This is a genomic window from Paenibacillus sp. 05T425, assembly GCF_056396205.1.
Window position 1 is genome coordinate 213,672 of the sequence record NZ_JBFTLA010000006.1, and the last position, 12,296, is coordinate 225,967.

Genomic DNA, 12,296 nt, shown 5'->3' on the forward strand with positions numbered 1-12,296 from the left:
TCCTTTCCGTCTTACCGTTTTGACGTTTCAATGTATGTATCGGATTCAGACCTATGCTTTATTAGAGATAATGTGTATACGGATCGGGTCGAACTAGAAAAAAAAGACCTCGCTGCAGGCGCAGAAAGGTCATTGCAGTACCAAACAAACCAAACGTTATTCGAGGAAATCCTTCAAGCGTTTGCTGCGGCTTGGATGACGCAGCTTGCGGAGCGCTTTGGCTTCAATCTGACGAATACGTTCGCGCGTTACGCCAAACACCTTGCCTACTTCCTCAAGCGTACGCGTACGACCGTCATCAAGACCGAAACGCAGACGCAGTACGTTTTCTTCACGCTCGGTAAGCGTATCTAGCACATCCTCAAGCTGTTCCTTCAGAAGCTCATAAGCGGCTGCATCAGCAGGCGCAAGCGCTTCTTGGTCCTCAATGAAATCCCCGAGATGCGAGTCGTCCTCTTCCCCGATCGGCGTTTCCAATGATACCGGCTCTTGAGCGATCTTCATAATCTCGCGTACTTTCTCCGTGCTAAGCTCCATCTCTGCAGCAATTTCCTCTGGCGTCGGTTCACGCCCCAGCTCTTGAAGCAATTKACGAGATACGCGAATAAGTTTATTTATCGTCTCAACCATATGCACGGGAATCCGAATCGTACGCGCTTGGTCCGCAATGGCGCGCGTAATCGCTTGACGAATCCACCAAGTTGCATACGTACTGAATTTGAAGCCCTTCGCATGGTCGAACTTCTCAACGGCTTTAATTAGGCCCATATTGCCTTCTTGAATCAAGTCAAGGAACAGCATGCCCCTGCCGACATAACGCTTCGCAATACTAACGACGAGACGCAAGTTCGCCTCTGCCAATCTGCGCTTCGCTTCTTCGTCTCCGTTCTCGATACGTTTGGCGAGTTCAACCTCGTCATCTGCCAGGAGCAACGGAACACGTCCGATTTCCTTCAGATACATACGTACCGGGTCGTTGATCTTGATGCCTGGCGGTAACGCCAGATCGTCGTCAAAGTTGAAGTCGTCCTGTTCGCGCTCTTGTTCCTCCCCAGCACCGCGAAGCGGATGATCCTCGTCATTTTCGTTAAGCACCTCAATACCCAAATCATCAAGCTGCTCGAAAAATTCATCAATCTGTTCTGGATCCTGATCGAAAGGCGATAATTTCTCCATAATCTCTTTGTAGGTTAATGAAGATCTTTTTTTGCCGTGCTCGATCAGCTGTTCCTTTACATGATCTAGTTTTTGTTCCGTATCTAGTTCAGTATGTTGATCATTCGCCATATTCCGACTCCCTCCTCCCTAGAAACTACTCCTCAGTACGATCCTTAAGCTGTCTGTCTAGGGTTATAATCTCAAGTCCTAATTGCGCTGCCAGCAAAGCGTTGCCTGACCGCTCGGCGCGCAGCATTTCTTCTTTCTTGCGTTCAATTTCCTTAAATTGCGGTACCCTAACAATATCTCGGATATAAGCGTTCATCGTTGTCTCATCAAACGGAAAATCGCTGTCGATCATGAGAATCGATGCCGCTGTACGCTCTAATTGATCATCCTGCAGCGTAGCTACAAAGCGGCTGGCATCCGATTCATGACCTTGAGCATAATAAGCGTATAAGTAAGCAGCGAGTGCCGCATGATCCTCCATGTTAAATGCGTCACCGATTCGGTTATGGACGGCTTCAGCAACCTCTTTGTCTCGCATCATAACGTACAACAGCCTTCGTTCGGCATGCGTGTAGGCAGGCAATACAGCCGGAGGTCCGGACGTACGGCGCTTTTCATTTCTACCATTATTCCACGAATTGTCGTTATTATCCCCTTGCGGTTTCTTTTTTTGCAGCTCCTGCACCTTGCGATGGCAATCCTGCTTCAGAGACTCGAGCGAAATATCGAACTCGCGGGACAATTCCTTCAAATACACTTCGCGTTCAATGGGCGAGCTAAGCTCCGCTACGATATCCATTGCTTCCAGCAGATAGTTTTTTTTGCCTTCTTCTTTTAGCAGTATATGGTTTTTCCTTGAATATATAAGCTTAAATTTTGTAACGGATACCGCTTGATCGACGATCTCGCGCAGAAATGCGTCCGGCCCGTATTCACCTATATATTCGTCGGGGTCTTTCCCCTTCGGGAGAATTGCCACTGTCACCTTCAAACCTGCCGCTTCCAGCAGCGGGATCGATTTGAACGCAGCCGCTTGTCCAGCATCATCGCCGTCATAACAGACGATCGCCTCTTCCGCTTGTCTGCGAAGGATGGCGCAATGTTCCTTGGTAAGTGCGGTTCCCATCGTCGCGATGCCGTTCTTGACACCAGCGCTCCATGACTTAATGACATCCATATAGCCTTCAAAAATAACAGCCTGCTTGCTCTTGCGAATTGCAGTCCGTGCATGATGCAAGTTATATACGATTCTGCTCTTCGTAAAAAGCATTGTCTCCGGGGAATTTAAGTATTTCGGCTGTCCGTCGCCTATAATGCGCCCCGCAAACGCGGTCGTTTTGCCGTCTTTATCCCATATCGGAAACATGATGCGATTACGAAAACGATCCACATAGCCGCTTCCATCCGTTTTTGCCGATAACAATCCGCCCTTCTCCATCAAGGCCAGGTCAAATCCGCGCTTCTCTAAGAAGTCTGCTAATCGATTCCATTCGTCCGTCGCGAAGCCAATCATGAAGTGATCAATCAGCTTATCGCTTAGTCCCCGCTCGCGCAAATAACGCTTTGCTTCTACGCCCTGCTTCGAATTGTTCAGCATGTAATGATATAGCTTAGCTGTAAGCTCATGCGCTTCGATAAGCTTGGCGCGCTCGGCGTTCTCCGGATTATTGCTCCCGCCATCATCTGAGCTCCAGCTGTCAGGTACCGCAATGCCGGCATCCTCCGCTAGTGCCCGAGCAGCTTCAGGGAAAGAATATCCCTCCAGCTCCTCAAGAAAACGAATGACGTTGCCGCCTTTCCCGCAACCGTAGCAATAGAAGATTTGGCGTTCGGGCGTAACGGTGAACGACGGGGTCTTCTCGGAATGGAACGGACATAAGCCCTTCATATATTTTCCGTGCTTCGTGAGATGAACGTATTTTCCGACCGTCTCCACGATGTCATTGTGCTTCAAAATCTCGCTAATGACCTCATCGGGTATTTTTGCGAATGTCATCGTTCATCACCTTCATCCTAGTAACACGTAAATAATATTCGCTATGCGTCATGTTTCTCCTGCTCAATTCGTAAAACTTTTGTCAACTTTTGTTGAAATCGCTCACGATCGGCATCATTCATCGCTTTCGGCCCCTTCGTCTTACCCCCGCTTCGCCTCCGTTTGGCAAGCTCATGACGGCGTTCCATCAAGTAATCAATGTTGTCATTCGTATATTGCTCGCCGCGAGGCGACAATACGATCGCGCCTCTGCCAATGGCTATGCAAGCGAGACCGAAGTCCTGAGTAATGACGATGTCGCCGGTCGTAATATGGTTAACGATATACAAGTCCACCGATTGGTCGCTGCGGTCCACTTGGACAACTTCAATTCCCGGCTGCGCTTCCAGCCGATGATCATAGGATGCGACCATCAGGACGCGTACGGGAAAAGATTTGGTCGCTTCCGCAATTTCTTGCTTAACCGGGCAAGCGTCCGCATCGACAACAACAGCCCTAGGCTTGTCCTTTATCATGAATCACCGCTCGTTCTCGATTTTCACATTTATACTGTACTATTATATACGGCAAATAACGAAAAAATCCTGCATACTGCTGCTATAAACAACGTGGCTAAGTCAGTCTGACCTGCTCCATAATGAGACTGGCTGTTTCCTCAACGGCCCGATGCGAGACATCAATGATCACACAGCCCAGCTGCTTCATAATATCTTCAGCGTACGCGAGTTCTTTCTCGATCCGATCCGTTGTGGCATACGGTGCCGTATTTGGCAGCCCTAGTGCCTTAAGGCGCTCCTTGCGGATAATGTTCAAATAAGGCACGCCGATCGTCAAGCCGATAATTTTATGCTTTGGAATCGTGTATAACTCTGCCGGCGGCTTAATTTCGGGAACGAGCGGGACGTTGGCGACTTTAAATTTTTGATGAGCCAGATACATGGACAACGGCGTTTTCGACGTTCTGGATACGCCAACCAGAACAATATCCGCTTTGCGTACGCCTGAGGTATCGCGCGCATCGTCATATTTCACCGCGAATTCGACCGCTTCTACTTTACGGAAATAATCCTCGTCCAGCGCATGGTTAAGCCCCGGCTCTTGGCGTGACTTTCTTCCTGTCCGTTCTTCCAGCGTCTCGATAAAGGAGCCGAGCAAATCAATTGCAACGACTCCCGCTTCATCAGCCAGCTTCTTTACGCTATCGCGTAATTGGGGAATGACCAGCGTATACAGCACAATGGCTCCGCACTGCTTCGCTTGTCCGATGATACGCAACAACGCAAGCTCGTCGGTAATAAATGGCGCTCGGCGAATATCGGCGTTAATCGGATGAAATTGAGCAATAGCTGCGCGAACGACAAGCTCACCCGTATCGCCAGCAGCGTCAGAAATGACATATACGATTACTTCCGCTGTTGAATTAGACATTCAATCATCCCCCTTTGCGAATATACCGGAAGTCCGGCGGCAAACAGATCGATATACTTCGGGTAAGCTACCACACTAACTTCGAGAAGTCAGCAATGGAAGATACATCCCCTGCGATAGCTGCCAATGTAGCCAGTCGGTTGTTCTTAACCGCTTCTTCAGGCGCCATAACCATAACATGCTCGAAGTATGCGTCAATTGCTGGTTTCAGCGAAGACAGCAGTTGAACCGCTTGCGCTATATTACCTTCCTTAACCGCAGCCTCAAAGCCAACATGCAGCTCTTTCCATTTTGCGTAAAGCTCGGACTCAGCCGATTCGGCGAATAGCKCAGCCGACACTTCGAATATKGTTGCTTTGGAAGCCAAATTGCATACACGGTTGAATGCTTCTACAGTCAGCTTGAATTCAGAACGTTCTTCGCCCGCAGCCAGCGATTGAATAACCATTGCGCGTTCAATCGTAAGACTAAGATCATCAAGGCCTGTTGCCATAACCGCATCGACTACGTCGTAGCGTACGCCTTGCTCGGACAATACGTTTTTGATCCGCAGCGCGAAGAAGTCTGATAAGTCTTTACGGATGTCGGCACTGCTGCGTTTCAAACCGCGAGCTTCGTGCACGAACAAAGCCGCCTCATACAACTCGCTAAGCTTCAGCTTCAAGCCATGCGACAAAATAATTTGGACGATACCCGCCGCTTGTCTGCGCAGTGCATACGGATCCTGCGAGCCGGTCGGAATAATGCCAATCGAGAAGCAGCCAACGATCGTATCGATCTTATCTGCCAAGCTTACGATTGCTCCAGTAAGCGACGATGGAGCGCGATCGCCAGCAAACCGCGGTTGGTAGTGCTCATTAATGGCTTTCGCTACTGCTTCGCGTTCGCCAAGCTTGCGAGCATAATCATCGCCCATGATACCTTGAAGCTCTGGGAACTCATAGACCATCTGCGTAACAAGGTCGAATTTGCAAATATCCGCAGCGCGGCTGACGTCGGACGCCGTTTGGCTGTCCGTTTGGAGCTTGTTGCTCAGCAAGTCGGCCGTTGCACGAATTCTTCTTACTTTATCCGCAACAGAGCCTAGCTCCTCGTGATACACGATATTTTCAAGCTTTGCGAGTGCCTGAGCAATCTCAAGCTTATGATCCTCTTCATAAAAGAACTTCGCATCGGATAGACGAGCTCTAAGAACCTTCTCATTACCTTTTGCAACAAGCTCAATCGATCTGCGGTCGCCGTTGCGCACGGTTACGAAGTTAGGTTGAAGCTGGCCTTCCTTGTTGAATACGGGGAAGTAGCGTTGATGCTCACGCATCGAAGTAATAAGCACTTCCTGCGGTATGTGAAGGAATGCCGGATCGAATGTGCCGAACAATACGTTCGGAATTTCAACGAGGAACAGCACTTCCTCCAGCAAGTCTTCCTTAATGGCGATTTCCCAGCCCTTATCCGCTGCAAGCTCTTCGATCTGCGCAACGATCAGCTTCTCTCTCTCGGCTACATCAACGATAACTTGCTGCTCGCGAAGCTTCTCTGCGTATTGACCAGCTTCTTCGATAACGGCCTCGCCGCCAAGGAAACGATGTCCGCGGGATATTTTGCCCGTTGCCACGCCTGTAATTTCGAACGGAATAACTTCCGCTCCGAACAACGCGACTAACCAGCGAATCGGGCGAACGAAACGAAGCTCATGCGCGCCCCAACGCATGTTTTTCGGGAATGACATCGATGTAATAAGCGACGGCAAACCTTCCGGCAGTACGCCAGCCGTATCCGATCCAATGCTGCTCTTCGTAGCATATACATACTCAACACCGGCAAGCTCTTGGAAATAAAGCTGCTCCGGCTCTACGCCTTGGCTGCGTGCGAATCCAAGAGCCGCTTTGCTCCAATTTCCTTGCTCATCTTGCGCGATTTTGCGCGAAGGTCCCTTCGCTTCCTCGTTCATATCCGATTGCTTCTCAGCGACATCTCGAATAAGCAGCGCCAAGCGGCGCGGAGTCGCAAACGCCTCAACCTCGCCATGCGAGATGCGCGATTCTGCGAGCCATTTGACCATTTTATCCTTCAACTGATTCATTGCACCGCGCACGAAACGCGCCGGCACTTCCTCAAGTCCGATCTCCAGCAATAAATCTTTAGCCATTGTGCTCCACTCCTTTCTTCAGCAACGGGAATCCGAGACGTTCTCTCTCCTCCAGATAAGTCGCAGCGCATGAACGTGCCAAGTTTCTGACGCGAGTAATATAGCCCGTTCTCTCCGTTACGCTGATTGCCCCGCGGGCATCAAGAAGATTGAACGTATGGGAGCATTTCAACACATAATCGTATGCAGGGAATACGAGCTTCTGCTCCATCGTCTTCTTCGCTTCTTCCTCATACATATTGAACAGCGTGAACAGCATAGCCGAATCCGATGTTTCGAACGTATATTTGGAATGCTCGAACTCCGGCTGCTTGAACACGTCACCGTACGTAACGCCTTCAACCCACTCCAGATCGAACACATTTTCCTTCTCCTGAATATAGGAGGCAAGGCGTTCCATGCCGTATGTAATCTCTACAGCAACTGGATTCGCATCAATGCCGCCAACTTGTTGGAAGTACGTAAATTGCGTAATTTCCATGCCATCCAGCCATACTTCCCAACCAAGTCCCCAAGCGCCAAGCGTTGGCGATTCCCAGTTATCCTCAACGAACCGAATATCATGATCAAGCGCATCGATGCCGAGACGCTTCAAGCTCTCCAGATAAAGCTCTTGAATATTGTCCGGCGACGGCTTCAGGATCACTTGAAACTGGTGATGCTGATAGAGCCGATTCGGATTCTCGCCATAACGGCCGTCTGCAGGACGACGCGAAGGCTCTACATAGGCCACGTTCCATGGCTCTGGCCCGATCGATCGCAGGAAGGTCATCGGGTTCATCGTACCCGCACCCTTCTCGGTGTCGTAAGGTTGAACGAGAATGCAGTTCTGTTCAGCCCAAAATTGTTGAAGCGTCAATATCATACCTTGAAAATTCATCAAAACCGTCTCCTTCTTCCTCGTTTATTGTCCTTTGTCGGACTGTGGCTGGACATCAGCAGAGGCGATGGGTAACTGGAATCACAAAAAACTCCCGCCTCTACGCCTGTTGCCAGACGTAGGGACGAGAGTTGTATCCCGCGGTTCCACCCTACTTGGTTCGCTTATTGAGAAGCAAACCCTCTTTTCGTTCGTTCAGACTCAGGAACGCCTCTTCATCGTCATCGTTCGTCCAGGCTTTCACTATCCCTGGCTCGCTATTCACGTCGATTATTACGATTACTTTTTCCTTCATAGTCCATATACATATTAAGTTATTGTATTCGGTTTGCCATGCAATGTCAACTAAATGGCTTCTAGCCTAATGACTGCGAGTATCGTCGTTATGGGACGCTATGACCGCTTTGCCATGTACACGTTTCTCCAGCAGATCCTTCATGCCCGCATTTCCCATCATAAGGACGCATACGAAGGCAAGACCGGCAGGAACGATGGACCATAGGAAAGTGACCGATACCGATTCCGATAATGCAGCCACGATCTTATCCATGACCGGAGCTGGAATTTCTGCGCGCTTCTCCGGAGAAAGCAATTCGCGTGCGTTATCCGTCATAGGCGCCCCACCTCCGCTTCCTTCACTGCCTGCGAATGCTTCGGCCATGCCGCTCGTAAAATGATTGCGCTGAATGATGCCGAAGATCGTAATGCCGACTGTCATGCMGAGCGAACGGACGAATGACATCGTCGATGTCGCGCTTCCTCGCTGACGCATATCGAAGTCATGAATCGACGACATGCCAAGAACGGAGAAGGAGAAACCGATACCGAAGCCGGTAATGAACATATAAACCGACAATAAGAAGCGCGTCGTATCAGGCGTAATTGTCGATAACAGTATAATGCCGGTAATAAAGATAACCGCCGATAACGTCATGACACTGCGGTATGAAATCTTATTGGCAAGAAAACCGCCAAGCTGCGCTGCGAATACCGAGCCTAGTGTCATCGGCAGCAGCGTTAGGCCTGCATTGACGGCCGTGCCTCCAAAGACCCCTTGAACGAACATCGGAATATAGAGTGCCGCCGTAATGAAGGCTGCACCGTAGAATAAGCCTGCTCCGGTACTGCTGGCAAACAACCGTTTCTTGAACATGCTGAACGCAATAATCGGTTCTTTCGCTTTTGTTTCCACGAAGAAGAATGCGATTAACAGAACCGCAAAGGCTGCGAAGAGACCGATGATTTGAACGGAATCCCAAGCATATTCCGCGCCGCCCAGCTCTAGGGCAAACATTAAGCAAACGATCGAGCCGACTAACGTCGATGCGCCCCACCAGTCGATTACTTGCTTAGCATGCGACAAAGACTCTTTGTAATAAATAATAATGAATGCCAATGCAACAAGACCGATTGGTACGTTAATGTAGAAAATCCAGCGCCAATTCACATATTCCGTCAAATAAGCTCCGGCAAGCGGACCGAACAAGCTGGACGTGCCGAATACGGCACCGAAGAGACCGCCCATCTTCCCGCGCTTCTCCGGCGGGAAAATATCGAATACGATTGCGAACGCGATCGGCATCATAGCGCCGCCGCCAATCCCTTGAATCGCGCGATAAATCGTAAGCTGTGTAATCGATTCCGCCGTTCCGCATAATACGGAACCAATCAAAAATAACGATATGCCGAGTACGAAAAACCGTTTCCGCCCATACATATCCGACAGTTTGCCGAAAATGGGCATGCCTGCCATTTCGGTGACAAGATAAGCAGAAGTTACCCACACATATTTGTCCAGACCGCCAAGATCGGACACAATTGTCGCCATTGCCGTCGATACGATTGTGTTATCGATCGATGCGACTAGAATGCCGAGCAGCAAGCCCGCGACAACGAAGCCTAGTCTGCTTTGTTTTGCTGACATAATGTCATTCCCTCCATCATTTGTATATAGCCAACCAACATCATCAAGCATACTGCATGGATCAGCTGTATGTAACCATCGACAGCAGTAGCCCTGTCTCGGTCTCTAGACGGAGACGCTACTCAGGCGGACTGAGCTTATCAAGCTGATCGAGGAAGCTTCGCGACTTAAGCTGCAAGCTCATATGCGTATCCATTAATTTGCGCATGCAAAGCTTCAGTTCTGCCTTCGTCTCCGGTCTTACTTGGATCTGGCCAAGCCTGCGCATATCCAATCTGCGAAATAACTTCAGCAATTTATATGCCCCTTCGCTAAGCGGCATGGCGAAAGGATCTTTGCCTGTGCATCTCGAACATAACACGCCGCCGGCATAAGGCGATAACCGAAACGGTCCTACGACATTGCCGCAATGCACGCATTGGTCGAACTCGGGCGCATAGCCCGCTGAGTCGAGCATCCGCATCTCATACAGATGCGACACGATCTGCAGGTCCTTGCCCTCCTCTAGTGCTGACAAGCAAGCCTTCAACTGCTCAAAATGATAGTTGCCGACCTCATCATCCTGCAGCGCGCGGTCCGTCAGCTCAACAACATAAGCTGCATAAGCCGTTTTATCTAATTGCTCACGCAAAAGATGGTGAGATTCAATGATCTCACCATGATTAAGCGTTCCGAGACCGCTCGTGCGAAAGTATACAAATTCCCCGTATGTAAAAGGCTGCGCAAGCGATCCGTGCTTGCTCTTCACCTTCTTGGCGCCGCGAATAAGGACACCGGCCTTGCCATTCGTATTCGTCAGCAGCGTTACGATCTTATTGCCTTCTCCGTAATCCATGCTGCGGATAACGATTCCTTCCACTCGATACAGCATATTATTTCCCCTTAAAGCGTAAATGGCTTACACCGTCCCATATCGGCGTAAGCACATTTTTTCGCAATTGAAATGATGCTTTGTCTCAAGCTGCTGCTAGCTGGAGCTATCCTCTAATTCCATCATGGCATAATCGTCGTTTTCTCCAGCTTGCGCGCCATCCTGTTCCAAGATGCCCATTTGATCCATTTCTTTGTACAGCATGAAGGATTCGACATCCCCGGTCAACGTAAAATACTTCCACGAAAAATCTCGCATTCGTATCCATCCCTTTCCGTGTCGGAAATGCTGCTCCAGACGGTATTAGGATGCGATAAAGAAACGAGGACTATCCTTAGCAAATTACGTCAGCGAAGGTCAATCATGCCTGAAGCCGAGATCTTTAAGAATTCGCTCCTGATTGCGCCAATCCTTCTTCACCTTCACCCATAATTCGAGGAATGTGCGCGAGCCCAGCAGCGCCTCAATGTCTTTGCGAGCCTGCTTGCCGACTTCCTTCAGCAGCTCCCCTCGCTTGCCGATAATAATCCCCTTCTGGGAATCACGCTCAACGAAAATGACGGCTCCGATATAGACGACGCCATTGTCCTGTACCTTCATATCTTCAATCGTTACGGCAATGGAATGCGGAATTTCTTCGCGGGTCATATGCAATATTTTCTCACGGATAAGCTCCGAGACAACGAATTGCTCGGGATGATCCGTGATCTGATCGGCAGGATAGTATTGCGGTCCTTCCGGCATATAGCGCGACAATTGCTCGATCAACGTGCTCACGTTATTTCCTTGCAGAGCAGAGATCGGGATGATTTCAGCAAAGTCGAACAGCTCATTATATTGCGTAATCATAGGTAGAAGCTGTTCAGGCAGCACTTTGTCTATCTTGTTCATGACGAGGAATACCGGCGTCTTTACTTTCTTAAGCTGCTCGATAATGAAGCGATCGCCGCCCCCAAGCCCTTCCGAAGCATCGATCAGAAATAAAGCGGCTTCCACTTCCTTCAGCGCACTTTCCGCCGTGGCCATCATATAATTGCCTAGCTTTGATTGCGGCTTATGGATACCCGGCGTATCGAGGAATACGATCTGCGTATCATTCGTCGTATAAACCCCGTGAATTTTGTTGCGTGTCGTTTGCGGTTTGTCGGACATAATAGCAATCTTCTGACCAATCAGATGATTCATCAGGGTCGACTTGCCGACATTCGGCCGTCCGATAATAGCTACGAAGCCGGAACGGAACTTTCCTTTGCCGTCCCCGCGGTTGTTCGATGATTGTTGATTCATAATAGGCTCTAGCTTTCCCCTTTCTCTAGTGAAGCAGGCGTGAACGCCCCCGGCAAAAGGGCGGAGACGGTCGACACCGTCCACTGTCCGTTCATATTGCCCATAATAACCGGCATATCCGGTAAGCACAATTCTACAAGTACCTGTCGGCATACACCGCATGGCGCAATCGGTCCATCCGTATTGCCAATGACCGCAATCGCCTTGAATTGGCCTGGTCGCTTTCCGTCTGCGACAGCACGGAACAGCGCGGTACGTTCCGCACAGTTAGTAGGTCCGTATGCAGCATTCTCGACATTGCAGCCATAATGAACATGGCCCTCGTCGTCTAGCAAAGCCGCTCCGACTTGGAAGTTCGAATAAGGCACATAAGCGCGTTCCATCGCTTCCTTAGCCGAGTGAAGCAACAACGTATAGGCTTCCGATAAACCTTCGTAATTCATTGTACCATACCTCCTGCAATATCATTGCGTCTATTATTCAACCGGCAAGCAGCAACTTTATATTCTAAGAAGAAACGCCAGATGGCATCCTTTCTATAGACGCCATCGTTTCGTCGAAACGTATAGAGAAAGTATGAGCAAACTCATATAC

11 protein-coding genes are annotated in these 12,296 nt (G+C 49.6%); all 11 read right to left on the reverse strand.

Features of this window, described 5'->3' with window-relative positions; genetic code table 11:
• Nucleotides 1-156 precede the first annotated feature (156 nt).
• The 11 genes from rpoD to cdd all read right to left on the reverse strand — a co-directional run bounded on the left by rpoD (nt 157) and on the right by cdd (nt 12,145).
• A complete protein-coding gene (rpoD, locus tag AC1DF0_RS15065; RefSeq protein WP_477574496.1) occupies nt 157-1,287 on the reverse strand; it encodes an RNA polymerase sigma factor RpoD in 1,131 nt (376 codons plus the stop codon).
• A 25-nt stretch (nt 1,288-1,312) separates the two neighbouring features.
• Entirely contained in the window at nt 1,313-3,163 is a 1,851-nt protein-coding gene (gene dnaG, locus AC1DF0_RS15070; RefSeq protein ID WP_477574497.1) for a DNA primase, read from the reverse strand.
• Between the two features lie 41 nt (nt 3,164-3,204).
• Nucleotides 3,205-3,678 (reverse strand): YaiI/YqxD family protein, encoded by a 474-nt coding sequence (locus AC1DF0_RS15075; protein ID WP_442051720.1) that lies wholly within the window; start codon nt 3,676-3,678, stop codon nt 3,205-3,207.
• A 97-nt stretch (nt 3,679-3,775) separates the two neighbouring features.
• The gene (locus tag AC1DF0_RS15080; RefSeq protein ID WP_477574498.1) at nt 3,776-4,591 is read right to left on the reverse strand and encodes a pyruvate, water dikinase regulatory protein; all 816 of its coding nucleotides are present in this window, start codon (nt 4,589-4,591) and stop codon (nt 3,776-3,778) included.
• 67 nt (nt 4,592-4,658) lie between these two features.
• Complete coding sequence (gene glyS / locus AC1DF0_RS15085; RefSeq protein ID WP_477574499.1) at nt 4,659-6,740, reverse strand: glycine--tRNA ligase subunit beta; 2,082 nt, start codon at nt 6,738-6,740, stop codon at nt 4,659-4,661.
• The gene (glyQ, locus tag AC1DF0_RS15090; protein ID WP_442051717.1) at nt 6,733-7,620 is read right to left on the reverse strand and encodes a glycine--tRNA ligase subunit alpha; all 888 of its coding nucleotides are present in this window, start codon (nt 7,618-7,620) and stop codon (nt 6,733-6,735) included. Before glyQ ends, glyS begins: the two co-directional genes overlap by 8 nt.
• 361 nt (nt 7,621-7,981) lie before the next feature.
• The gene (locus AC1DF0_RS15095; RefSeq protein ID WP_477574500.1) at nt 7,982-9,544 is read right to left on the reverse strand and encodes an MDR family MFS transporter; all 1,563 of its coding nucleotides are present in this window, start codon (nt 9,542-9,544) and stop codon (nt 7,982-7,984) included.
• Nucleotides 9,545-9,662: 118 nt separating this feature from the next.
• Nucleotides 9,663-10,415, reverse strand: coding sequence for a DNA repair protein RecO (gene recO / locus AC1DF0_RS15100; protein WP_442051715.1), 753 nt, complete (start codon nt 10,413-10,415; stop codon nt 9,663-9,665).
• A gap of 96 nt (nt 10,416-10,511) precedes the next feature.
• The gene (locus tag AC1DF0_RS15105; protein ID WP_442051714.1) at nt 10,512-10,673 is read right to left on the reverse strand and encodes a YqzL family protein; all 162 of its coding nucleotides are present in this window, start codon (nt 10,671-10,673) and stop codon (nt 10,512-10,514) included.
• A 99-nt stretch (nt 10,674-10,772) separates the two neighbouring features.
• Complete coding sequence (era, locus tag AC1DF0_RS15110) at nt 10,773-11,702, reverse strand: GTPase Era (protein ID WP_337101613.1); 930 nt, start codon at nt 11,700-11,702, stop codon at nt 10,773-10,775.
• Nucleotides 11,703-11,710: 8 nt separating this feature from the next.
• Nucleotides 11,711-12,145: a cytidine deaminase gene (cdd, locus tag AC1DF0_RS15115; RefSeq protein WP_477574501.1), complete on the reverse strand. Its 435-nt coding sequence runs from the start codon at nt 12,143-12,145 to the stop codon at nt 11,711-11,713.
• Nucleotides 12,146-12,296 lie beyond the last annotated feature (151 nt).